Raw genomic sequence first — 24,325 nt, 5'->3', positions numbered from 1 at the left:
CAAACAAATTCAATAATAAAATTAGAACAATATTTTTTGATAGTCATAGAAAGAAATGAGGAAAATTTAAATGACTGAATTCATAAGTTGGTATGGAGCGATAATAGGACTTTTTCTTGCTATTTTTTTAATTCTACGCGGAATAAATCCAGTTTATTCGTTATTTTTTGGTGCGATAATAGGTGCATTTATTGGGGGGGCAAATCTAGTACAAACTATTTCGATTTTAACTACCGGTACACAAAGTATAATGGGAACCGTAATCAGAGTATTGGCCGCAGGGATTTTAGCTGGGGTGATGATGGAATCAGGCGCAGCTGAAACAATCGCACAAGCTGTTGTAAAAAAATTAGGTGAAAAAAAGGCATTACTCGCTTTAGCACTAGCCACCGGTATTATTACTGCATCAGGCGTATTTATTCCGGTTGCTGTATTAATTGTTGCGCCAATTGCTTTATCTGTTGGTAATAAAATGGGGATTTCTCGATTAGCATTATTATTAGCGCTTTCTGGTGGTGGTAAAGCTGGCAATATTATTTCCCCTAACCCTAATACTATTGCGGTTGCCAATGGTTTCAATTTAAGTCTAAGTGATGTAATGATAGCTGGTTTTATCCCTGCACTATTTGGTTTAATTGCAACTGTTGTAATTGCTTCATTAATCAAAAATAAAGGCGACAAAGTAACTATTGAAGAAGTCGTTGCTTTGCAAAAAAATGATGCAGAACAAAAAAATAACAATCCTTCTCTCAGTAAAGCAATTGTTGCACCTGTAACTGCTATTTTGTTATTAATGATCAACCCTATCGGTAATATTTTTCATATTGAAGCATTAGCTAATTTAAAGATAGATGCGCTATATGTACTTCCCGTTGCAGGAATCATCGGTATGTTAGCCATGGGGCAACATCGTAACATTGCTATGTATACTAAATCCGGGATTGAAAAAATGACACCAACCGTACTCATCCTTGTCGGTGCAGGAGCTATTGCTGGTTTAATTGGTTCATCAAACTTAGCAACTCAAGTTATCAATATCATTGATTATATGGGCATCTCAGGTTATTACTTATCACCAATTTCTGGTGTGTTAATGGCAGCCGCCACCGCGTCAACCTCCACTGGTGTTATTTTAGCTACTGGAACTTTTGGTTCAACCATTACAGACATAGGAATACCGGCTATTAGTGCTGCAGTGATGATGCATACAGGTGCAACTGTTATTGATTCATTACCACAAGGGAATTACTTCCATGTCACTGGTGGTAGTATGAATATGACAATTAAACAACGTATGAAATTGATCCCATATGAAGCTATGGTTGGTGGCACTATGACACTCGTTGCCACAATTTTCTATCAATTTATTATGTAATATTAAGAGTAATTTTTATGAAACAAAAAACATTTGTACTTGCTCCTGACTCGTTTAAGGAAAGCTTAACCGCAAAAGAGGTATGTCAGGCAATCGAATCTGGATTAAAAAAAGTTTTTCCTGATGCTAAATATATTCATGTACCGATGGCTGATGGTGGTGAAGGCACAACACAATCATTAGTCGACGCGACTAATGGAACATTACATACTTGTGAAGTCACTGGCCCTCTTGGTAACAAAGTCACTGCCTATTATGGAATTCTAGGTGATAACACGACTGCGGTCATTGAAATGGCCTCAGCAAGTGGTATCCATCTTGTACCCAAAGAACAACGCAATCCATTGATTACCACAACATTTGGTACGGGCGAATTAATCCTTGCCAGCTTAAAACATGGTATTAAAAAAATCATTTTAGGTATTGGTGGTAGCGCCACAAATGATGGTGGCGCAGGAATGGCACAAGCCTTAGGAGTGAAGTTTTATGATAAAAATAATCAAATAATTGCTAAAGGTGGCGGCGCATTAGAGCATTTAGCTAGAATTGATATATCTGAAGTCAATCCTCAATTAGATAAAGTTGAATTTATCGTTGCTAGTGACGTCACTAACCCTCTATGTGGAGAAAAAGGAGCTTCAAGAGTATTTGGGCCTCAAAAAGGGGCTACATCTGAAATGATTAAACAATTGGATGATAACTTACAGCATTATGCATCCATTATAAAATCTCAGCTAAATAAAGATGTCGCAACTATTCCAGGTGCTGGTGCCGCTGGTGGATTAGGTGCCGGATTAATGGCGTTTACCAATAGTAAAATGGAAAAAGGCATCGATATTGTTATCAAGTATAGTAATTTAGAAAATCAATTAATCGGCGCAGATTTTTGTTTTACTGGTGAAGGTGGGATTGATTTTCAAACCAAATTCGGTAAAACACCTTATGGTGTTGCCCAAACGGCCCAAAAACACAATATTCCAGTTATTGCATTAGCCGGAATGATTGGCGAAAACATCGAGGAACTTTATCCAGAAGGTATTAACGCAATTTTCGGTATTATCCCTTCGATATCTAAAATTGAGGATCTATTGGCTGATGGGTTTAAAAATATTGAACGAACCAGTGAAAATATTGGTCGCTTAATTAATATAGCTCAAATTTAACATTTCTAGACAACTAAAAATATGGGGAAATAAAAGATTATTCTTTATTCCCCAATCATGAAATCTTACGAATAAAGTATAAGCTCTGTAGTTTGCTATAATTAAAAAATTTTAACAGGTTTCAAAAAAATCATAGTAATAAAATTATTATCAATGCGATATAAATTATTACTTGATTATAATAAAAAGGTTTATTGCTATGAAAGTTCAAAGTATCTCTCCAATACTTGCTCAATCGATTGTTGATAAAACCATGCGCATTATCAATTGTAATGTCAATATAATGAATAATCGGGGAGAAATTATCGGTAGTGGTGATTTAGAACGAATTGGCGAATTACATGAAGGTGCTGTATTAGCCATATCACAAGGCAGAGTAGTGACAATTGACAGTCCAACTGCAAAAAAACTTAAAGGAGTTAAACCGGGTGTTAATTTTCCATTAAAACTTAAAGAAGAAATTGTTGGTGTGATTGGAGTAACGGGTGAACCAACTAAAATTATCCAATTTGCTGAATTAGTGAGTATGACGGCAGAGATGATGATGGAACAAGCATTATTACTCAATCAACTCTCTCAAGATAATCGTTTAAAAGAAGAGTTTATATTATCGATAATTCAATCAGACAAAACTGTCTCCAATATAACTGAATGGAGTCGAAAATTAAACATTGATTTATCTTTATCCTATGTAACTGTCATTATTGAAATCGAAAGTGGCCAACTTGGAATTCAAACCGCAATGAGTGAATTACAACAAATTCAAAATGAACTCGAAACATTAACAAAACTAGTAGCGATAAAATCACTAACCGAAATTGTTATATTACTTCCTGCTTTAAATAAATTTAATCGATGGGATTTAACAGAACATAAAACAAAATTAGAAAAGTTAGTTAGTCAGGCAAAACTGCTCAGTCAATTTAAAATAAAAATATCTTTAGGAAATTATTTTCATCAAGGTAACGATACCATAGCAAGATCTTATCAAACAGCCAAAACCGCCTTAGAAATCGGCAAAAAAAGATTTCCACATTGTCGTAATTATTATTATCAAGATCTCATATTACCTGTTTTGTTGGATGGTTTAAATAAAGATTGGCAAGCAGAAGAGTTACTTTCACCGTTAAATAAATTAAAAGCGTCTGATTCAAACGGCTTATTGCAAAATACTCTCGAAACTTGGTTTATCCATAACTTACAGAACAATAATACGGCAAAAGCTCTCTTCATACATCGCAATACATTAGAATATCGATTAAACAATATAACCAAACTAACTGGATTAGATTTGTCAAAATTTGACGATCGAGTACTGCTTTATATTGCATTACAACTCGATAAATAACCTTATATACCACTCCCAAAAAATCACTTCGATTGATCATCAGAACTAATCAATGGGAGATATTCTTGCCAACGATATTCCCTTATCGGCATTGGATTAGCGTTGTCAAAATATAAAACTAATGCGGGTTTGATACCGTTCCAATTATCGACAAACTCATAGCGAACCAGATAGCCTTGTGAGATCAGTTTTTTGGCTTTAGCGTGATAATTAAAATAAGCCATATTTTATCTTATCCTATTTTTTGATAAACACTATAAATGGACATAATTCAATAAATAGCAATACTAAATGATGAGTTATTATTTGATTGTTTAATTAATCATTTAATAAATAACATTAAAAATTGAAAAAGTTTTTACAATTACAAAAGATGCCTGAACTACAAATGGATTTTAACGATGATATTCAGTTTTAGGATTACTAAAGAATGGTTATTTTGAATCATCCTTTAACATCTCTAAACAATCTTTACTATTTATAGTAAAAGAAAATAAATGTTTACCATTTTCTTCACTATACATGTATTTAAAAATCGCCCCTTTAGATATTGCTTTTTTTGTACTTTCTTCAGTACAAAGAAGGTTTCTTACAGTTAAAAAAAGTTTATTTTTAACAAAACCCATTTCTGAATCTTCAAAATTAACATTAAAAATTGTCATTTTGTAAACTATTGTATTTTTATATGCGATAGTTGAATCTAAAATGGTGAACTGATCTAACTGATATGGAGTATTTTTATTTATTTCTTTTGACATGGTAACTAACTGATTTTCAATATTTTTACCAAATAAGTCAAATTGATTCATAAAAAAGAAAACTGCTACTGAAGCAATAATAAATGATAACCAATATCGAAGTTTTTCTACCGTCATAATAATACTCAATTCGCTATAATTATCATTAACTATATCATATAAAAAATAATTCTCTCTATTGACTTGGTACTTTATTCGAGGAAGTATTGTGGGTAACTTATTGTTTTTTATGGAGGCGCGTCCCGGAGTCGAACCGAGGTAGACGGATTTGCAATCCGCAGCATGGCCACTCTGCCAACGCGCCGATGAGGTCTATCTGAATAGGTGGCAAATATTAGCATTGGCTTACCTTATCGTCAAGTTTTAATAGGTTATAAATACAGCAGTCGTATAGAATATTTAAAATGTCCTAAATATCGGACACAAATAAAAACAATAAACTTAATTTATATAACTTTTTTACACTTAAAATCAAAAAATTTTAAAGAACAGGCTTTTCAAATGTAAAATCAGACACAATATTAAGAAGAAATTTTATTTTTGATAAAAAACAAAAATTTGACCTAACTCACAACTTTTAAATTTAAATAGATAAAGTAATAGATTATTTTCAATTAAAATGCATTTATTGCTTGAAAATTAACTTTTTTAGTATAAAAATAGCCCTGCTTTTAATAATATTTATTTTTAAGGAATGGAAATGTTTAAAAAACTATTAGCAGTATCATTATTAAGTTTTGCGTTAATTGGTTGTGGTGATGATGCAGCTAAAATTGATTTTACCACACAAGATACTTTTACTAGTTCTGTTAAAAAAGCTAGTGAAAAATTAAGTGATGCAGATAAAATTGCTTTCGCGCGTGCTATTGTTAAAGCAACAGCTGCAGCGGCAACTAATCCAGACAATGCTGGTGATGAAGCGAAAGTAAAAGAAGATCTCAAAAACAAACTTAATGGTAAAACAGCTAAAGAAATTATTAGCGAATTTGATAAATAATCTTATCTAATTAGTTCTAAAGCCCGCATTAGCGGGTTTTTTTATAAATAAACTTAACATTATTGAGTAAATTTTTCTTAAAATAGTTATCGAGATAAAGAAAAATTACCATTATTTTAATTTAATTACTTTTGATAATGACAATTTAATTTGTATATAATTTAGACTTTAAATATTAATTTTTTTTAATTTCCTGACTAAATTTTATATACTTGCAGAAATATAACAGTACATTTGAGGTGTCTAGTGATTGAGTTAAAGCTTAGAGAAGTAAAAAAAGACTTATCAACTAAAGAACTTAAAGTTGCTTATTTTATTATTGAAAATACCCAAGCACTCAAGAATATGAGTATCCAAACGTTAGCAAAACTCAATCACGTAAGTACCACAACTATATTACGTCTATGTAATAAATTAGGATACAAAGGATTCAGTGATTTTAAAGTCGATCTTATTGGCTCAATCCCCAAAAAACTTAATAATGAAATATTACAAGATGATATCAATTTGAATGATTCTCTTGCTGATGTTAATAGTAAAGTCCAAGCAATGGAAAAATCCTCAATCGATGAAACTCACTCCATTGTTAATATTCATGCACTCAATAATGCCATTGATTTAATTATTAATTGTCAAAAAATAGTTATATTTGGTGTAGGCAGTAGTGGTTTAGTTGGTAAAGAACTTGAATATCAACTAATTAAAATAAAGAAAGATGTCAATTGTCACTTCGATGCTCACGTTACACGTAGTCTTATCAGCACATTAGATAAGAATGATCTTGTCATTATTATTTCACATTCAGGAGAAACACCTGATTGTGTTGAATTACTAAAACTAGCCGATCAATCTTTGGTTCCATCTATTGCTATTACCAAAATGGGACAAAGCCAAATTTCATCCTTAGCTACCTTTGTTTTACATACTACTTCTATGGAGCATGCTTCAAGATTAATACCGATACGTTCTAAAATATCACAAATATCTGTTGTAAATATGCTATTGACTAATTTATTTATTCGTCAATATGACGAACGATTACTATTACAAACCCAAAACAGAGAAAAGCGTAAATATCCGGCAAAAACAACAAAATAATCTCCAAAAATAAAATACTAGTCATAAGAACAAACTTGTTGGTTATCTCTTCCCTCTTTCTTTGCATAAATTTGATCTTGTTCACAAAATCATAAAAATTTCTTAAAAAATGGATGACTATTTCCCTCTGTGGATGTAACTTTGTTACTAAATAAATAACAATATTTAGTAATAAAATTACATGATAAGGAAATTTTTATGCCACATCCTTTACCCATCATTTTAGCTAGTCATGGTCCATTTGCTCAAGGCGCTTTAGAGTGTGCTCAAATGCTTATGGGCGAACAAGACAATATTCATGTTATATCAGTTTTAATTGATAGTAATATCGATAATTTACGTCAGGAAATGCAAAGTAGTTATAAAAAACTTAATCAAGGCAATGGCGTAATTATATTGGTAGATATTATGGGAGGAACGCCCTGCAATCTAGCCACTGAACTGCTCATATCTCATGATGATGTATTGCTATTTTGTGGTTTTAATATTCCAGTATTACTTGAAGTTTTAAATAATCGTGAAGGAACATTAAATGATGCCAAATTAGCTATTGAGGAAACTTTTCCTGAAAGCTGTAAAGATGTTCGGCAGATTTTAAATGTTCAACAAGAACAATCTAATGAGTTGTAAGGAGAAGACCAATGCCAATAAATGTAGCCAGAATTGATGACCGTTTGATTCATGGACAAGTTATTACTACTTGGGTAAAAAACTATGACATAGAACAAGTATTAGTTATTAATGACAAAGTCGCTGGTGATAAAGTTCAGCAATCAGTACTCACTATGTCGGCACCGCCTGGGCTAAAAGTTTTAGTGTTTGGTGTACAACAATTTATCGAAATTTTAAAGAAAACCCCGATCAAAAAAAGAACCATGTTACTTTTCACAAATAGTATTGATGTTAATGCGTTAGTTGAAGGTGGATTATCACTGGAAAAAGTGAATGTGGGCGGTATGCGAATGCAAGATGGTCGACATCAATTATCAAGAGCTGTTTCAGTAACACCAGAAGAGGAACAAGCATTCAAAAACCTTATTGCTAAAAATATTCCAGTTGAGGTACAGATGGTGCCTAAAGATCCAATAGTCGATCTGCAATCACTACTTAACTAAATAATGTTTGAAAGTATTTATTTATAATTTGGAGGTTAACATATGTTAACGCAAGCTATTCTTGTCGCCATTTGGGCGGGAATTTGTTCATTGGATGATGTTGGTCCGCAGATGTTACGTCGCCCATTATTAACAGGTACCGTTGCAGGTATTATTATGGGTGATATGGTTCAAGGGTTAGCAATTAGCGCCACGCTAGAGTTAATGTGGATGGGTATTGGTAACGTAGGTGCATATTCCGCACCAGACATTGTTGCCGGTGCCATTATCGGGGTTTCACTAGGTATTACTACTGGCGGAGGTATTGCTACCGGTATTGCATTAGGCGTACCTGTATCATTGTTATGCCAACAATTGCTTATTATATGGCGCTCATTTGCCTGTTTTTTAAATCCTTGGGCAGAACGTTCTGTTTTAAATGGTGATTATAAAGCGCTGGCTAAAGTTCACTTTTTTTCAACACCACTTTGGTTTTTAATTCGAGCTGTTCCATGTTTTATTGCAATTTATTTTGGTAGTGATTTAGTTAAAACTATTTTAGATGCGATTCCAAAAAGTATCATTGATGGTATGGGCGTTGCTTCCAAATTAATTCCAGCAGTAGGTATTTGTATTTTATTACTGATGTTACTCAAAGGCAGAATGTGGTTCTTTTTCCTATTAGGTTTCATGCTAACAACCTATTTAAAATTACCAATTATTCCTGTGACATTTATTGCTCTAGCTTTCGCAGTCTTATATGACATGGCGTCAACTAATGGCAGAATCAGTAATAATAATGAATCATCCGACAACCAAACATCAATGAATAGCAACACTGAAGAGGAATATGATCTATGAGTACTCTACATAAAATTACTAAAAAAGATCTAAATCGTATCTTTTGGAACCTACAAACCATGTCATTTTCATATAACTATGAAAAAATGCAAATGATAGGATTTGCCCATTGTATGGCCCCAGTATTAGATCGCCTTTATAAGGATGCTGATAAAGAAACGCGTATCCGTGCAATGAAGCGTCATTTAGAATTTTTTAATACTCAAATTAATGCTGGTGCGTTAATTTTAGGGGTTACCGCTGCAATGGAAGAGAAAACCAGTGAAGAAGAAAAAGATGCGGTAGTCTCTGTTAAAGCTGGTTTAATGGGCCCTTTTGCAGGTTTAGGTGATAGTTTACTTAAATTCACTTGGATGCCAATTTGCGGCAGTATTGGCGCTGCTTTCGCGTTGCAAGGCAATATCATTGGTCCTATATTAATGTTTTTAATTTATAACCTTGTTAATGTATTAAGCAAATATTTCTTTATTCATTATGGCTATAACAAGGGTGTAGATTTAATTGAGCAATCAAAAAATTCAAATATTATTCAAAGAATAAGTAACTTGGCTAATGTTGTTGGTGTCATGGTCTTAGGCTCGCTCATTGCATCAACGGTCAAAGTTGCTACCCCCCTAACAATTAATGTTGGCGAACAATCGATTAAAGTCCAAGAGATGTTCGATAAAGTCATGCCAAATTTTTTAACCTTACTTTTTGCGTTAGCCACATTCTTCATCGTTAGGAAGTTTCAAGGAAAATACACAGTTAGCTTAATACTAGCGGTAATGGTAATTGGGGTAATATTTTCAATGTTTGGTATTTTAAAGTAAGGAATAAATATGGTAGTTAAAATTAAAACAGCTTTATTAAACCGCAATAAGCAAGGTCAATTAACTGTCTCATTTGAAAACAATTCAGATCATCGTGTAGATTTATACTGGACTGAAGAAGCAAATGTTAATACAACAAATAAAACATTAATCAGTGAAGATATAAAATCGCCGTTTAGTTTTGAAGATCCTTTACAAGCAAAACGTCGTATTTATCTGATTTTACAAATCGGTAATGATTTTTCATATTTAGTTGCTGAACGAACTTTACCAATTACAGGTCTAAATAATTTCCGTGATTTTGGTGGTTATATTGGTGCAAATGGGAAACGGGTAAAATGGGGATTATTATACCGTTCTAATCATCTTCATGGTTTAAAACCAGATGCGCAACAGTATATTAAAACATTAAACATTCAAACAATTATAGATTATCGTTGTGAAAATGAAATTAAAACTAGTCCGAATTCTTCAATTGGTGAAAAGCAAACCTTTAATTTTGATGCTTCAGCACAAACAGCAGAACTTGCAGCTCAATTTGCAGCCGATCCCAGCAATGAAGATCGAGCTCTAATTGAGAGTGTGTTGAGAGATATTCCGAAAGAATTAGTCAATGGCGAAGGAATTCAAGTTCTTGAGCAATATCGTAACTTTGTATTGAGTGAAAAGTCGAAGAATGCTTATCGACAAATGCTAAGAGTAGTATTAGATGGCAACAATAGTCCAAGTATTCAACACTGTCGTGGAGGTAAAGATAGGACTGGCTATGGCGTGTTACTTATCCAGATAATGTTAGGTGTATCTGAATCAGATATTATTTATGATTATATGCTAACTCACGATAACCGATTAGAACGTAATAAAATCAAAATGGAAGCTTATCGAAAAATAACCGATAATGAGGATGTTTTAGGATATTTGCTAAGTCTAATTGATACTCGTGAAAGTTTCGTATTAGAAATACTTAATACGATGAAAAAAGTTGCTGGAACACCAAGCAATTATATTAAACAAGAACTTGGTTTCACCGATCAAGATTTTGAAAAAATGCAGGCTATTTATCTAGAATCTTAACTTAATAACCTCTATCAAAAAGCGTAATTATTCCATTACGCTTTTTTTAAATCTACTCTCTTATTTGTTTTGTCAGAGGCAATTTTTAAATAATAAACGAACTGAACCGTGACTAATTAAACGTGATTTTATTATAAACCTTCCAGCATTAATTATTTAGTTGTCCGGATAACTATATATCCAAGTGATTTCAGAATAATTGGCAAAAGCGCTCGGAAATAGATAATGACCACGCAATAAAGGGAAATTAGCATATTTCCATTCTGGGTTAAAATCAGATTTATATTTGATAATAACGTCATACAATAACGTAGTACAATATAAATGGTCTTCCTCACGAGAAGCCAGTTTAAACAGCTCTCCTTGTTTAGTTAACAGCTCGGCAATAATTTGAGACTTTTGCTCGTCTGTTAAAAAGTTTGGCCGCGCTATGGCATATTTCTCAGCTAATTCTGGAGCGGTAAAATCAGCCAAACTTGAAATAATAACTTGATTTGGAGTATTTTCATCATCAGTAGTCGTGGCATGAATAACTTTTATTTCCGGTTCAATCGCGACAACCATGCCAATATGAGAAAATATACCGCCATCAAGTTTTTTTACAATAAGACTATCTGTCTGAACACCACTACGAAAAATCCAATCCCCAACATGAATTAATGAACTCATTTCTTTATAGGAATTATCGAAATTTGCTGATTCTTGAGCATAAACTGGATTTTTTATAAAAAGAAAAAGAATAAAAATATAATAGGAAAATTTCATAAAGTTTGAATTTTTTCATTATTAATTTAAAAAGTTCAAAGATGAGACTCGCCTTTTTAAATTATCAAATAATTATAAGAGCTATTCCATATTAATTAACCATTTACCATCAACTTTTATTAATGAAAAATCTGACTTATTATCAGTTCCATTTTTAAAGATAATGGTTGTTTTGATATTAGCTCTAGTGTGATCATTATTATATTCGGTGGAAGATAATTCTACTCGATCAATACCACCATTTTCTTTTGTAGTAGCAACTGCTTTGTCGATAGCAATTTTCAATTTACTTTTTATTAAATCGTTAACATCTACACCTTTGGTTTTTAATTCATTAGGAATATATACAGCACCAGGAATATGGAAATAAGGAACATATAAAGCATCAAAAGTACCTTCAATATCGCCACTATAAGCATCTTTAATAAATTTCTCAGCTACCACTTCAGGCGTATTGTCATCTGAAAAACAGGCGGTAAGCATTAAAGCTAACAAAAATACACTTAAAAATTTAACTAACAATTTCATATTGTATTTCCCTATTTGATATTGTATTCAATATGTTCCTATATTTATTTAACTACAAAAAAGTAAAATAACCTTTATTTTCCTGTATATTTAAACAACCAAAATTGTGATCTTAAAAACTAAAAACCGACTTCAATAAACCAATTACCATCAACTTTGGTTAATTTAAGGTCTTCATTTTTATTAGCATTATCTTTGAAGATTACATTTATTCCAATGATAGCACGGCTTTTATCATCATTTAGATATTTAGTTGGTTGATATTCAACTTTATCAATGCCACCATGTTCCTCAGCATAAGCTTTAGCTCTTTTTGCTCCGTCTTGCAATTTACCGGTAATCATTGTGCTAGCACCTGCAGATTTGTCTTCCTCTGGAATATAAATCATTTTTATTACAGCATCTGCATCGCCACTATAAATAGCTGATACATATTTTTCTGCGACTTTTTCTGGTGAGCTTTCACCTGATGAACACGCAATAGCGAATAAAGTTAAAAAGAAGATACTTACATACTGAGTTAATCGTTTCATTGTTTTTCCTAAATAATTTACTAAATTTAATTATTATTAATGCCTGAAAATGTTAACAATACTTTGAAAACATGAAGATAAGTGCTTTGCAAATCTTGTTAACGATTTAGATATGCGGTTTAAGGTTATAGTAACTCAGTTGATAATGCAATAAAATTTGTTTTGCAAATAAAAAAATTAAATACCACTAATAAATTGAAATTAATTATCAATAAAGCCATTAACTTTATCTAAAGTTTTTTAATATTGTTAACCACTCTTGACTTAAGTTTGCATGGATAGTTAATGGTTCATGGGTGACGGGGTGCATCATTTTGATAGTGCTAGCATGTAACATAAGACGTTTAACAGCGAAATAATGACTAAAAGCACGATTTTGATGGAGATCACCATGTTTACTATCACCAATAATTGGATGGAAAATATGTTTTAAATGGCGACGCAATTGATGTTTTCGACCGGTCTGCGGTTTTAACTCAACAAAACTGTACCTAGCTGTTGAATATTTGCCTACTGCGATAGGTAATTCTATTTTACTAAGGCCTTTATAAAAGGTTATTGCTTCTTGAGCTGGCTTATCTTTGCTGGCAAATTTATCAGCAATTTTATCTAACTCTTCAGCTAATGGATAGTCAATAGTATCTTCACCATCAACATAACCTCGTACAATAGCATGATAAGTTTTTTCAATCTGTTTTTCAGCAAACTGTTGTGATAATAAACGAGCGATATCGCTAGATAGCGCAAAAATTAATACTCCAGAGGTTGGTCGATCTAAACGATGGATAGGATAAACATGTTGCCCTATTTGATCTCGTAATGTTTGCATTACAAACACTGTTTCATTTTTATCAAGCCAGCTACGATGTACCAACCACCCTTCTGGCTTGTTTATTGCTATTAAATCATTGTCCTGATAAAGAACCTCAAAAACCATGCTTAATTAACCTATTTGACTATAAAAATAATTTTTCAAGTTCATTAGCAATACTAGGGCTATTGTTATCGCCAATCGTATAACTAGCTTTGGCTTTAACTTCATCATCGGCATTGCCCATAGCAATACCTAGTCCTGCAATAGCAAACATACTAATATCATTATAACTATCACCAAAAGCAACGATTTCACTTAGTTTAATATTTTCATGTTCAGCCCAATGTTTTAATCCATTGCCTTTTGTATTACCTTTAACTGCAATATCGGCACGATTCGACCATGACCATTCACAAGAAAACTCTTCAAGTGCATCAACTGCATCTGAAAATTGTTTTAAGGCAGATAAATTATGGCTACTGGTAGCAAATTTGAAAATCATATTGGCCTGTTCAATGACTTGTTCAAAATTATCAACTTTTTTAACTTCTGGTTGTAAAAATTCTGGTAATGAGTTCAACCATCCAAAGAATCCTTCTAAATGATCATCAAGAATTTCATAATTCATAACTTGATCTGTGTAAATCATGGTATGAATACCAAACTGATTGACTAAGTTCAATAAAGTTTTTGCTTGCTGTTTAGTCATCGGTTTTGCAGCAAAATTTTGTTGTTGTTTGAAATCATATAAGTAAGATCCATTACAACAAATTGCCGGTGTTGATAATTTGAGTTGATAATAATAAGGATGTATTACCGTATGATGACGACCAGAGACTAAAATAACTTTAATGCCTTTATCCATAATTTTTTGGATCATCTCTACTGTTTCAGGAAGGATTAAACGATTACTCGCCAGTAAAGTACCATCCATATCAAAAGCAACTGCTTTATATTTCATAACATCTCTCTTTCTAATTTTTGCTGAAATCCACGAATATTTACTAAATAATCTATTTATCTATTGATATTAACCATAAAATAACACTAAAAGTCTATCTTTTGTCGACCAACAAATGAATGCGATAAGGTAGTTCCATCCACCATTTCAAGTTCACCACCTACAGGAACGCCATGGGCAATACGAGTCGCAACGATATTAAACTCATTACACATCTGAGCAATGTAATTAGCTGTTGCATCACCTTCAACTGTTGGATTGGTTGCTAAAATAACCTCATGAATCGATTCTGACGCTAATCGGCTTTTTAGTAAATCAAGACCAATATCGCTTGGTCCAATGCCATCTAGTGGCGATAAATGGCCAAGTAAAACAAAATAACGACCACTATACTGTCCAGTTTGCTCAATGGCAAAAATATCTGCTGGAGATTCAACCACACAGAGCTGATCACTACTTTGACGGCGAACATTAGCACAAATAGTGCAGATCTCTTGCTCAGTAAAAGTTCTACATGCTTTACAATGGCCAATGTTATTCATTGCCTCGTTTAGCTCATGAGCTAAATGAAGTCCTGCTTGACGGTTACGTTGTAATAGATGATAAGCCATTCGTTGTGCTGATTTTGGACCAACACCAGGTAAACAGCGCAGTGCACTAATAAGTGATTCGAGTAAAGGACTGATTTGCATGAATTATTTTGTTACCATATAGTTATAATAATTAATCAATAATACCTTGTTTCAATTATGTATAAAACAAGAAATATTCTATTATTTCAATTCCAAATTAATTAAACTTTAAAAAATCTAACGTGAAATTAGTTGTTTTATACTTTTTAAATTTTCATCATTAATAATGATTAGCAGTTAAAAATAAATATCCCATTAAGCTATTTTTTGTTATGCCTAGCATAGCTTTTTGGCTCTTCACCTTTAAATAGCCGCATAATATTACTACTATGACGAATAATGATTAAGCAAGAGAGCATTGTCACAGGTAACGTCAACTCGGGCTTGAAAAACCAGACAAATAGAGGTGCAAAAAGAAAGCCAACAATTGCAGCCACAGATGAATAGCCAGTAATAATTAGCGCCAAAAACCACGTTAAGAGAAAACAACCAGTAAAATCAAGTCCAATAGGCGCCATCATGCCTAAAGCAGTTGCAACGCCTTTACCACCACGAAAATGAAAGAAGCAAGGGAAAATATGACCAAGACAAGCTGAAATACCAATTATGCCTAAAAAGAAAGGTGATATCCCTAGTCGATAAGCAATATAAACAGGAATCGCTCCTTTTAACATATCAAATATTAATACGATAACGGCAGGTAAACGGCCATTAATTCTTAATACATTGGTTGCGCCCGGATTATGAGAGCCATGCAAGGAAGGATCATGTAACTTCATCACATGGCAAATAATCATGGCGCCAGACAGTGAACCACAGAGATAAGCAATGATGATCATTAATATAATTTGTAATGTCAAAATACCTCTCCTATGGTTACCGTAGTTTTAGTCCAGATTATTTATCTTTTTGTCGTTGCAATAATGGTTTTAAATATTGACCTGTATAGGATTTTTTCGATTTAGCAACATCTTCAGGGGTACCTTCAGCAATGATCTCACCACCACCACTTCCTCCTTCAGGACCTAGATCGACAATCCAATCAGCAGTTTTGACAACATCTAAATTATGTTCAATCACGACTATAGTATTGCCTTTATCTCTTAAAGAATGTAATTGAGCGAGCAATTGTTTTACATCGGCAAAATGTAAACCTGTAGTTGGCTCATCAAGTATGTAAAGTGTGCTACCAGTATCTCGCTTAGATAATTCTTTTGCAAGTTTCACCCGTTGTGCTTCACCACCAGATAAAGTAGTTGCTGATTGACCAATGGTAATGTAAGCAAGACCAACATCAATTAAAGTCTGTAATTTACGTGAAATCATAGGTACTGCATCAAAGAACTCACGCCCTTCTTCAACCGTCATATTTAGGATTTCATTAATCGATTTACCTTTATATTTAATCTCTAATGTTTCTCGATTATATCTTGCACCATGGCACTGATCACAAGGTACATAAATATCCGGTAAAAAATGCATTTCGACTTTTATTAGACCATCACCTTGACAAGCTTCACAGCGTCCACCTTTGACATTAAAACTAAACCTTCCTGGATTATAACCTCGTGCTCTAGCTTCTGGCACACCAGCATAAAGTTCCCGAATTGACGTAAAAAATCCAGTATATGTAGCAGGGTTTGAACGTGGTGTTCGACCTATAGGACTCTGATCAATTGCGATGACTTTATCAAAATAATTTAATCCTTTGATTGCTTCATAAGGTGCAATGTCACTTTTTTCTGCACCATTAAGTTCATTTTGGGCTAAAGGATACAAAGTGTCATTAATCAAAGTTGATTTACCGGAACCAGATACACCAGTAATACACGTAAATAAGCCAACTGGGATATTCAAGGTAACATTTTTAAGATTATTTCCCGTCGCACCAATAAGTGATAACATTTTTTTCTTATCGATTTTGGTTCGCTCAGCAGGAATTTCAATTTTTTCCTCACCAGAAAGGTATTTACCCGTTAATGAATTTTTACATTCCATTATCTGTTTTGGCGTACCTTGTGCAACAACCTCACCACCATGAACACCTGCACCAGGACCAATATCAATAACATAATCAGCAGCCATAATCGCTTCTTCATCATGTTCAACGACAATAACGGTATTACCTAAATCACGTAAGTGAGTCAATGTGTCAATCAAGCGACTATTATCACGTTGATGTAAACCAATCGACGGTTCATCAAGAACATACATCACACCAACTAATCCGGCACCAATTTGGCTAGCCAGTCGAATACGTTGCGCTTCACCACCCGATAAGGTTTCAGCAGAACGAGATAAAGTTAAATAATTTAAACCGACATTAATCAAAAATTGCAGCCGATCATTTATTTCTTTTAAAATCTTTTCAGCTATTTGCGCCCGTTGTCCGGTCAATGTTAACTTATCAAAAAAGTCCTTCGCTTGTTGGGTACTTAAATTACTAATAGTTGGTAAATTAGTATCGTTAATAAATACATGTCGAGCTGTTTTACATAACCTTGAACCTTCACAACATGGGCAAGGTCGATGGCTAATATATTTAGCTAACTCTTCACGAATTGTTTGCGAATCGGTTTCTTTATAGCGACGAGAAAGATTATTGATAATACCTTCAAAAGCATGTTTACGCTTCACAACGTCACCACGATCATTAGTGTAAACAAACTGTATTTCGTCTCCACCAGAACCATTTAATAAAATATCTTTCACTTTTGCAGATAATTTTTGATATGGTTGATCGATATCAAATTTATAGTGTTCAGCTAACGATTTTAACATCTGAAAGTAATAAAAATTACGTCTATCCCAACCTTTAATCGCGCCTGCAGCTAAAGAAACTTCTGGCATTTGTACAATTCGATTGGGATCAAAATATTGTTGTACCCCCAACCCATCACATTCAGGGCAAGCACCAGCTGGATTGTTAAATGAAAACAGTCTTGGTTCAAGTTCCGAAATACTATAGCCACATATTGGGCAAGCAAAATTGGCTGAGAATAGATGTTCTTCAGCTTTTGGATCATCCAAATTCGCGACTTTAACAATACCATTGGTAATTGAAAGTACTGTTTCAATTGACTCAGCTAAACGTAGTTTCAAATCATCACGAATACGAAAACGATCGACAACCACTTCAATAGTATGTTTTTTCTGTAGCTCAAGTGTCGGAGGATCGGAGAGATCATAAACATCACCATCAACCCGAACTCGAATATAACCGCTAGCAGCAAGTTGTTCGAATAATTTCACAAACTCACCCTTACGCTCAGTAACCACTGGCGCAAGTAACATATAACGATTTTCTGCAGGTAATGCCATAATACTGTCAACCATTTGCGAAACTGTTTGCGCAGCTAATGGTAAATTATGATTTGGACAACGTGGCTCACCAATTCGAGCAAATAACAGACGTAAATAATCATAAATTTCGGTGATTGTACCGACCGTTGATCGCGGATTATGTGATGTTGATTTTTGCTCAATCGAAATAGCTGGCGACAAACCTTCAATATGATCAACATCAGGTTTTTCCATTAGTGATAAAAATTGACGAGCATAAGCTGATAACGACTCAACATATCGTCTTTGTCCTTCAGCATATAAGGTATCAAACGCTAGTGATGATTTACCAGACCCAGACAGACCAGTAATTACAACCAATTTATCTCTTGGAATAACTACATTGATATTTTTTAAGTTGTGTGTTCTTGCACCACGAATATCGATATCTTTAATTGACATAGATCTCTTCTTATATGTGTGTTTAGATAAATAGACAAAAGATTAACTGTATATTATACCAGTATGGAATGATTAAATATACAACTATATAGCTCAATAGGGTCGGTTAGTAAAATTTCAATAATATAAACCAAATTTGTTCATTAAATAATAAAAATAAAGCACTTTTTAATCATTCAAAAACCCCGTTCCTCAAAATTTTTCTTAATAGATTAGAACTAAAAATTATATTTCTATAACTTAAAATTATTTGTTTAACAAATATAACCATTTTACAATAAACAAGTAATTGTGTTTTATAGTGTGAGGAATAGTTTTGAATAACGATGTATTACAAGCTTTAAATTTATTAAAATCAAAAAAATGGATTGATTTGACCCATGCATTTGATCACAATTCACCACATTTTTTTATGTTTAATCCAGCCGAAATCAAAACGCTATTTGATCATAATGATGGTTTTTTAGCACAAAACTTTATTTTTGCTGGACAATATGGCACTCACTTAGATGCGCCTATTCATTTTGTGCCTAACACTCGCTATTTGCATGAATTACAATTACAAGAACTGGTATTACCGTTAATTGTTATCGATCAATCGCAACGAGCACAACAAGATCCTAATTTCTCTTTTTCAGTAGCAGACGTATTAAGCTTTGAACAGCAGCATGGACAAATTGAAGCTGGTAGCTTTGTTGCATTACGAACTGATTGGAGTAAAAAATGGCCATCACAAACGGCAATGGAAAATAAAGATGCCGATGGCAATAACCAAATTCCGGGATGGGGACTTGATGCACTGAAATTTTTATTTGAAGAACGAAAAATTAAAGCTATTGGTCATGAAACTTTTGATACTGATTCAGCCAAAGCATTTAGGGAAAATAATGCTTTAAAAGGCGAATACTATGTTTTAGAGCAAGATACTTATCAAGTTGAATTAATGACCAATTTAGATCAATTGCCAGCTAAAGGAGCAGTTATCTTTAATATTGTAGCCAAACCTAATAATGCATCAGGTTTTCCGGTTCGTTCTTTTGCTATATTACCTTAATTTATTCATCATGCCCTACTATCTATTTTGGTTAGATATTAAGGGCTAATATTTCGGTAAATATTGATTTGCAATAAAAAACGGTCATTAAGACCGTTTTATTTATTAATTCTCAATTAATTTTGGTGTAGCGTCCAAAGGTATTATAGCACCACGATACTGAATCACAGTTCCTGCCACTAGATGACCTTGACTGGCTGATTGTGAAGGAGTTTTACCACTTAAACGAGCAGCTAAATAACCAGCACTAAATGAATCACCAGCAGCTGTAGTATCGATAACATCTTCTTTAGCAATTTTATTAGCTGGAACTTCAAAACGACCTTCCAAAGAATCAATGATGCAACTATCACTACCACGTTTTATCACTATTTCCGAAACACCAAAGTTTTTAGTACGCTCAATAACTTGTTCATAAGGTAATTTACCCCATAATAAATCTTCATCATCTAAAGTTAAAAAGGCAATATCAGTGTATGACAAAATATCTGAATAAACGCTACGAGCTAAATCAAAGCTACTCCACAAACGAGGACGGAAGTTATTATCAAAAATAACTTTACCACCATTCGCCTTAACTTGTTTTAATAACGCTAATAATTTAACGATACTTTCTGCATCTAAAATTGCGATACTAATACCACTTAAATAAACATAATCACATTTAGCAATTTGTTCAGTAACTTTGGCTGTTTCGGCTGTTTTTAACCAAAATTTAGCTGCTGCATCATTACGCCAATAATAAAAAGAACGTTCACCTTGCTCGTCAGTCACAATTGAGTAAAGCCCTGGCATTTTATCAGCCATTCTTTGAACTAGATCAGTTGAGATATGCTCTTTTTGCCAACTATCAAGCATTTCTTGACTAAAAGGATCGGTTCCTAAGCCTGTCACATAGTGAATCGAAAAATCTTTATTGGTCAACAAACGCGATAAATAAACCGAGGTATTAAGCGTGTCACCACCAAAATTACGGGTTGTTGAATCTTGTTTTATTGAAAGCTCAATCATACATTCGCCAATAACAGCGATATTTGTAGTCATAGTGTTACCTAAAATCCTTACTCTATCTATAAATAATTCAATGCAATTTTTACCACAACTTTACGAACCGTAGCAATCTTATTATCAACAGCACAAAGCGGTTTATGAACTTCATTGGGTAAAAAAACAATAAAATCGTCAGGCTGTAATATTAACATAGTTTCTTCGTTAGGCGTTTTGATAAAAGCAATATCATTTTCTGCTATTTTATCATCTAAAACTTGAGTGTGTGGAGGCAAAGTACAAATAGCCATACCTTCCTGCCCTTCTAAAACAATTTGTACATCAATATACTTTTTATGATATTCAGGATTAGCGTCATGAATATATCTTAATGAATTATCTGACACCATAAAAAACATATTGTCACCATCGATATCATAACGACCAGCTGGTGTATTGCTATTAACATTGTCCTTTACGTATTCAATCGATTGTTTAATTTTGGCCGGCAAGTATGGAACTAAATCCAAATGATTAACATTACCTAAAATCATACTCAATGCTCCTTCACTTATAAATTGATGCAATAACTATTCACTATACTCTTCTACATACAACTATATGGAAGAATAAAATCTTTAGGCAAGAGTATATACTCAAGCAATAATTTTTTATAGTTCATTTATTAAAAATTAGGAAAAACAATCTATTATCGAAATCACGTAAATATTAAAAAACCGCAATTATGCGGTTTTAAAAAAGAAAATTTATAAGAATATATTTAGATCAAATTATTTCTCTTTGGCAATTTTATCCAATGCCAATGGTAAAAATTTATCTAATTGTTTTTCTACTTTGATATAAGCAGATAATGGTAATTTGTATGGGTCAGAAAGATCTTCATTTTTACCTGTGGCAAATTCAGATAATGTAAATACTTTATCTTTCGATTCTGGGAATTTATCCAAAATTTTATCTTTATGTTTTTGCGTCATTGTCAGTAAATATTTTGATTTATCGATATCCTCTTTCACTAATTGCGTTGCTTTATGTGAAGATATATCAATATTTCTATCTTTTAATACCTTAACTGTACCTTCTTCTGGTGTTAATTCACTTGGATCAACATTAACACCCCGTGATCGAACCTCAATATTGAGATTATGTTTGTCAACATAATCCTTAGCCAATGCTTCGGCCATAGGGCTACGGCCTGTGTTACCTGTACAAACAAAAGTAACAACATGATCGAATGCATAGCAAGAAACACTAAACAATGCCAATAAACCAACTAAATATTTTTTTAAATTAAACATGTTTTACCTTAATAATTAACTAAAAATTCGATTTTATAATAACAAAAATAATATAAAATTCTAATTTAGCTTTATTTCAATGTTTAGGTCTATAACATCCTATTTATTTCATTATTTAGATCCTATTTAATCTGCAAAAATAAACAAGAATAACCACTGTCTAGCGATATAATAGGATTATTAAAAGAAAACTATTCATAATTTTTATCAATAACGTTGTAATTAAAATGATAAACAATAACCCTACTCTGCAGAGGATTAGCTTCTCCAATATCTTTTAATTTTAGGTAATATCCCATTTTAATTTTAGCATTTGACGATTGAAAGCCTATTTAAACAATCTTAATTTTACTTATTTTCATTATTTTCCTTTAACAAGGTTATTAAATGACTACGACTTTGTTGTAAAAGTTCAATTTGTTTATCAAGTTTTAAAAGTGTTTCACTCAAGCCATTTTTAAACTCCTTACAAGGAGAAAATTTGTTACTTTGATATTGCCAACAAGGAAGGATCTTACGTATAACTTTTAATGTTAATCCGGCACTACTTAATTTATGAATGAGTTTAACTCGGTCAATGTCCTCTATTTCAAACTGACGATAACCTGAAACTGTGCGTTTTGGTGAAAGAAGTCTTTCTTCTTCATAATATCTAAGCATTCTAACACTGATCTGACTTAATTTTGATAATTCACCAATTTTCATAACACCTCCTATTGACTCTAACAGCTCTGTCATACTTTACCATATGGTTTTATTTATTAAAGGAGATATTAAATGATCAAATTAATTACGTTAGTTAAACGCAAAAAGACATTAAGTTATCAAGAATTTGATAACTATTGGCATAACCATCATGCAAATTTGGTTAATTCACAAAAAGAAGCGCTAGGAATTCTTCATTATGTCCAAAGTGTTCCATTACAGGATAAAAAACCGGGAAATGCTATGCGCAATAGCAGAGGTGCACCTATTTTTGATTTTGATGGAATGGCTGAAATTTACTGGCAAAGTAAAGAAAAAATGTTAAGTATCAGAACTTCACCTGAAGCCAAAAGAGCCATCCAATTATTATTAGATGATGAAAATCAATTTGTCGATCACTCACAATCGCTAATCTGGTATGCAACAGAGCGAATAATCATCTAAATGTAAAATGAATGATTATTGTTAGCTGTACGTTTAGTTTAATAATTTTTTAAAATCTTACAATAAAAAAGCCATTCGATATGGAATGGCTTTTAGATATTAATTGAAGATAACAACTGAGAAAGTGCTACTCCCACTCTATTGTAAACAAGACATTTTTATCTTTTATATTCAATGGCTTATTTTCCTGCTAATTGGTAATACCATGAAAAATACCATGCTCAGAAAAGGCTTAACAATATTTTGAAAAATTGCCTACTGAGCGCTGCCGCACAGCTCCATAGGCCGCTTTCCTTGCTTTGCTTCCAGATGTATGCTATTCTGCTCCTGCAGCTAATGGATCACCGCAAACAGGTTACTCGCCTGGGGATTCCCTTTCGACCCGAGCATCCGTATGAGACTCATGCTCGATTATTATTATTATAGAGGCCCCCATGAATAAATCGCTCATCATTTTCGGCATCGTCAACATAACCTCGGACAGTTTCTCCGATGGAGGCCGGTATCTGGCGCCAGACGCAGCCATTGCGCAGGCGCGTAAGCTGATGGCCGAGGGGGCAGATGTGATCGACCTCGGTCCGGCATCCAGCAATCCCGACGCCGCGCCTGTTTCGTCCGACACAGAAATCGCGCGTATCGCGCCGGTGCTGGACGCGCTCAAGGCAGATGGCATTCCCGTCTCGCTCGACAGTTATCAACCCGCGACGCAAGCCTATGCCTTGTCGCGTGGTGTGGCCTATCTCAATGATATTCGCGGTTTTCCAGACGCTGCGTTCTATCCGCAATTGGCGAAATCATCTGCCAAACTCGTCGTTATGCATTCGGTGCAAGACGGGCAGGCAGATCGGCGCGAGGCACCCGCTGGCGACATCATGGATCACATTGCGGCGTTCTTTGACGCGCGCATCGCGGCGCTGACGGGTGCCGGTATCAAACGCAACCGCCTTGTCCTTGATCCCGGCATGGGGTTTTTTCTGGGGGCTGCTCCCGAAACCTCGCTCTCGGTGCTGGCGCGGTTCGATGAATTGCGGCTGCGCTTCGATTTGCCGGTGCTTCTGTCTGTTTCGCGCAAATCCTTTCTGCGCGCGCTCACAGGCCGTGGTCCGGGGGATGTCGGGGCCGCGACACTCGCTGCAGAGCTTGCCGCCGCCGCAGGTGGAGCTGACTTCATCCGCACACACGAGCCGCGCCCCTTGCGCGACGGGCTGGCGGTATTGGCGGCGCTGAAAGAAACCGCAAGAATTCGTTAACTGCACATTCGG

Annotated in this window: 27 protein-coding genes and 1 tRNA gene; 13 read left to right on the top strand and 15 right to left on the bottom strand. The window is 33.9% G+C overall.

Annotation, left to right across the window (positions count from 1 at the left end):
- Nucleotides 1-70 precede the first annotated feature (70 nt).
- The 3 genes from H3S74_RS02620 to H3S74_RS02610 all read left to right on the top strand — a co-directional run bounded on the left by H3S74_RS02620 (nucleotide 71) and on the right by H3S74_RS02610 (nucleotide 3,886).
- Nucleotides 71-1,375 (top strand): GntP family permease, encoded by a 1,305-nt coding sequence (locus H3S74_RS02620; protein WP_110447956.1) that lies wholly within the window; start codon nucleotides 71-73, stop codon nucleotides 1,373-1,375.
- A gap of 17 nt (nucleotides 1,376-1,392) precedes the next feature.
- Nucleotides 1,393-2,538, top strand: a complete 1,146-nt coding sequence (locus H3S74_RS02615) for a glycerate kinase (protein ID WP_198247151.1) — start codon at nucleotides 1,393-1,395, stop codon at nucleotides 2,536-2,538.
- 199 nt (nucleotides 2,539-2,737) lie between these two features.
- Nucleotides 2,738-3,886: a sugar diacid recognition domain-containing protein gene (locus H3S74_RS02610; protein ID WP_110447958.1), complete on the top strand. Its 1,149-nt coding sequence runs from the start codon at nucleotides 2,738-2,740 to the stop codon at nucleotides 3,884-3,886.
- A gap of 23 nt (nucleotides 3,887-3,909) precedes the next feature.
- On the opposite strand, the gene H3S74_RS02605 is transcribed toward H3S74_RS02610, so the two are convergent.
- From H3S74_RS02605 to H3S74_RS02595, 3 genes are all read right to left on the bottom strand, one after another.
- On the bottom strand, nucleotides 3,910-4,110 hold the full coding sequence (locus H3S74_RS02605; RefSeq protein ID WP_110447959.1) for a thermostable hemolysin delta-VPH: 201 nt from the start codon (nucleotides 4,108-4,110) through the stop codon (nucleotides 3,910-3,912).
- A gap of 210 nt (nucleotides 4,111-4,320) precedes the next feature.
- Nucleotides 4,321-4,761: a hypothetical protein gene (locus H3S74_RS02600; protein WP_198247150.1), complete on the bottom strand. Its 441-nt coding sequence runs from the start codon at nucleotides 4,759-4,761 to the stop codon at nucleotides 4,321-4,323.
- A 113-nt stretch (nucleotides 4,762-4,874) separates the two neighbouring features.
- Nucleotides 4,875-4,948, bottom strand: a tRNA-Cys gene (locus H3S74_RS02595).
- A gap of 396 nt (nucleotides 4,949-5,344) precedes the next feature.
- On the opposite strand from H3S74_RS02595, the gene H3S74_RS02590 reads away from it, so the two are divergent.
- The 7 genes from H3S74_RS02590 to H3S74_RS02560 all read left to right on the top strand — a co-directional run bounded on the left by H3S74_RS02590 (nucleotide 5,345) and on the right by H3S74_RS02560 (nucleotide 10,580).
- Complete coding sequence (locus tag H3S74_RS02590; RefSeq protein ID WP_110447961.1) at nucleotides 5,345-5,641, top strand: DUF6694 family lipoprotein; 297 nt, start codon at nucleotides 5,345-5,347, stop codon at nucleotides 5,639-5,641.
- A gap of 246 nt (nucleotides 5,642-5,887) precedes the next feature.
- Complete coding sequence (locus tag H3S74_RS02585) at nucleotides 5,888-6,739, top strand: MurR/RpiR family transcriptional regulator (RefSeq protein ID WP_198247149.1); 852 nt, start codon at nucleotides 5,888-5,890, stop codon at nucleotides 6,737-6,739.
- 198 nt (nucleotides 6,740-6,937) lie between these two features.
- The gene (locus H3S74_RS02580; RefSeq protein WP_110447963.1) at nucleotides 6,938-7,369 is read left to right on the top strand and encodes a PTS sugar transporter subunit IIA; all 432 of its coding nucleotides are present in this window, start codon (nucleotides 6,938-6,940) and stop codon (nucleotides 7,367-7,369) included.
- An 11-nt stretch (nucleotides 7,370-7,380) separates the two neighbouring features.
- Complete coding sequence (locus H3S74_RS02575) at nucleotides 7,381-7,854, top strand: PTS sugar transporter subunit IIB (RefSeq protein WP_110447964.1); 474 nt, start codon at nucleotides 7,381-7,383, stop codon at nucleotides 7,852-7,854.
- A 42-nt stretch (nucleotides 7,855-7,896) separates the two neighbouring features.
- Nucleotides 7,897-8,694: a PTS sugar transporter subunit IIC gene (locus H3S74_RS02570; protein ID WP_198199725.1), complete on the top strand. Its 798-nt coding sequence runs from the start codon at nucleotides 7,897-7,899 to the stop codon at nucleotides 8,692-8,694.
- Nucleotides 8,691-9,506 (top strand): PTS system mannose/fructose/sorbose family transporter subunit IID, encoded by an 816-nt coding sequence (locus H3S74_RS02565; protein ID WP_110447966.1) that lies wholly within the window; start codon nucleotides 8,691-8,693, stop codon nucleotides 9,504-9,506. Before H3S74_RS02570 ends, H3S74_RS02565 begins: the two co-directional genes overlap by 4 nt.
- A gap of 9 nt (nucleotides 9,507-9,515) precedes the next feature.
- Nucleotides 9,516-10,580: a tyrosine-protein phosphatase gene (locus tag H3S74_RS02560; RefSeq protein ID WP_198199723.1), complete on the top strand. Its 1,065-nt coding sequence runs from the start codon at nucleotides 9,516-9,518 to the stop codon at nucleotides 10,578-10,580.
- Nucleotides 10,581-10,736: 156 nt separating this feature from the next.
- On the opposite strand, the gene H3S74_RS02555 is transcribed toward H3S74_RS02560, so the two are convergent.
- The 8 genes from H3S74_RS02555 to uvrA all read right to left on the bottom strand — a co-directional run bounded on the left by H3S74_RS02555 (nucleotide 10,737) and on the right by uvrA (nucleotide 18,551).
- Nucleotides 10,737-11,345: a YiiX/YebB-like N1pC/P60 family cysteine hydrolase gene (locus tag H3S74_RS02555; protein WP_198247148.1), complete on the bottom strand. Its 609-nt coding sequence runs from the start codon at nucleotides 11,343-11,345 to the stop codon at nucleotides 10,737-10,739.
- 81 nt (nucleotides 11,346-11,426) lie between these two features.
- On the bottom strand, nucleotides 11,427-11,873 hold the full coding sequence (locus H3S74_RS02550; protein ID WP_198199719.1) for a DUF4878 domain-containing protein: 447 nt from the start codon (nucleotides 11,871-11,873) through the stop codon (nucleotides 11,427-11,429).
- 119 nt (nucleotides 11,874-11,992) lie between these two features.
- Nucleotides 11,993-12,406 carry a DUF4878 domain-containing protein gene (locus H3S74_RS02545; RefSeq protein ID WP_198247147.1) on the bottom strand — a complete coding sequence of 138 codons (414 nt, stop codon included), beginning with the start codon at nucleotides 12,404-12,406 and terminating at the stop codon, nucleotides 11,993-11,995.
- A 226-nt stretch (nucleotides 12,407-12,632) separates the two neighbouring features.
- On the bottom strand, nucleotides 12,633-13,343 hold the full coding sequence (truC, locus tag H3S74_RS02540) for a tRNA pseudouridine(65) synthase TruC (protein WP_198247146.1): 711 nt from the start codon (nucleotides 13,341-13,343) through the stop codon (nucleotides 12,633-12,635).
- 19 nt (nucleotides 13,344-13,362) lie between these two features.
- Complete coding sequence (locus H3S74_RS02535) at nucleotides 13,363-14,181, bottom strand: pyridoxal phosphatase (RefSeq protein ID WP_110447972.1); 819 nt, start codon at nucleotides 14,179-14,181, stop codon at nucleotides 13,363-13,365.
- An 86-nt stretch (nucleotides 14,182-14,267) separates the two neighbouring features.
- A complete protein-coding gene (gene recR / locus H3S74_RS02530) occupies nucleotides 14,268-14,873 on the bottom strand; it encodes a recombination mediator RecR (protein WP_110447973.1) in 606 nt (201 codons plus the stop codon).
- 200 nt (nucleotides 14,874-15,073) lie between these two features.
- Nucleotides 15,074-15,673 (bottom strand): glycerol-3-phosphate 1-O-acyltransferase PlsY, encoded by a 600-nt coding sequence (plsY, locus tag H3S74_RS02525; RefSeq protein WP_146208327.1) that lies wholly within the window; start codon nucleotides 15,671-15,673, stop codon nucleotides 15,074-15,076.
- Between the two features lie 37 nt (nucleotides 15,674-15,710).
- Nucleotides 15,711-18,551 (bottom strand): excinuclease ABC subunit UvrA, encoded by a 2,841-nt coding sequence (gene uvrA, locus H3S74_RS02520; RefSeq protein WP_198222010.1) that lies wholly within the window; start codon nucleotides 18,549-18,551, stop codon nucleotides 15,711-15,713.
- A 322-nt stretch (nucleotides 18,552-18,873) separates the two neighbouring features.
- On the opposite strand from uvrA, the gene H3S74_RS02515 reads away from it, so the two are divergent.
- Nucleotides 18,874-19,611 carry a cyclase family protein gene (locus tag H3S74_RS02515; RefSeq protein ID WP_232354822.1) on the top strand — a complete coding sequence of 246 codons (738 nt, stop codon included), beginning with the start codon at nucleotides 18,874-18,876 and terminating at the stop codon, nucleotides 19,609-19,611.
- A 105-nt stretch (nucleotides 19,612-19,716) separates the two neighbouring features.
- On the opposite strand, the gene H3S74_RS02510 is transcribed toward H3S74_RS02515, so the two are convergent.
- The 4 genes from H3S74_RS02510 to H3S74_RS02495 all read right to left on the bottom strand — a co-directional run bounded on the left by H3S74_RS02510 (nucleotide 19,717) and on the right by H3S74_RS02495 (nucleotide 22,619).
- Nucleotides 19,717-20,655 carry a sugar kinase gene (locus tag H3S74_RS02510; protein ID WP_086356949.1) on the bottom strand — a complete coding sequence of 313 codons (939 nt, stop codon included), beginning with the start codon at nucleotides 20,653-20,655 and terminating at the stop codon, nucleotides 19,717-19,719.
- Between the two features lie 26 nt (nucleotides 20,656-20,681).
- Complete coding sequence (locus tag H3S74_RS02505) at nucleotides 20,682-21,152, bottom strand: YhcH/YjgK/YiaL family protein (protein ID WP_198192102.1); 471 nt, start codon at nucleotides 21,150-21,152, stop codon at nucleotides 20,682-20,684.
- 237 nt (nucleotides 21,153-21,389) lie between these two features.
- Nucleotides 21,390-21,914: a low molecular weight protein arginine phosphatase gene (locus H3S74_RS02500; protein ID WP_198247145.1), complete on the bottom strand. Its 525-nt coding sequence runs from the start codon at nucleotides 21,912-21,914 to the stop codon at nucleotides 21,390-21,392.
- Nucleotides 21,915-22,262: 348 nt separating this feature from the next.
- Nucleotides 22,263-22,619 carry a MerR family transcriptional regulator gene (locus tag H3S74_RS02495; protein ID WP_198247144.1) on the bottom strand — a complete coding sequence of 119 codons (357 nt, stop codon included), beginning with the start codon at nucleotides 22,617-22,619 and terminating at the stop codon, nucleotides 22,263-22,265.
- A 72-nt stretch (nucleotides 22,620-22,691) separates the two neighbouring features.
- Between H3S74_RS02495 and H3S74_RS02490 the strand changes: the two genes are divergently transcribed.
- Nucleotides 22,692-23,063: an EthD domain-containing protein gene (locus tag H3S74_RS02490; protein WP_198247143.1), complete on the top strand. Its 372-nt coding sequence runs from the start codon at nucleotides 22,692-22,694 to the stop codon at nucleotides 23,061-23,063.
- A 434-nt stretch (nucleotides 23,064-23,497) separates the two neighbouring features.
- Nucleotides 23,498-24,313 (top strand): sulfonamide-resistant dihydropteroate synthase Sul2, encoded by an 816-nt coding sequence (gene sul2 / locus H3S74_RS02485; RefSeq protein WP_001043260.1) that lies wholly within the window; start codon nucleotides 23,498-23,500, stop codon nucleotides 24,311-24,313.
- Nucleotides 24,314-24,325: the final 12 nt, after the last annotated feature.

The sequence above is a fragment of the Gilliamella sp. W8126 genome, from assembly GCF_016102185.1.
GTDB lineage: Bacteria > Pseudomonadota > Gammaproteobacteria > Enterobacterales > Orbaceae > Gilliamella > Gilliamella apis_A.
This window is presented reverse-complemented; position numbering and strand designations above follow the sequence as displayed.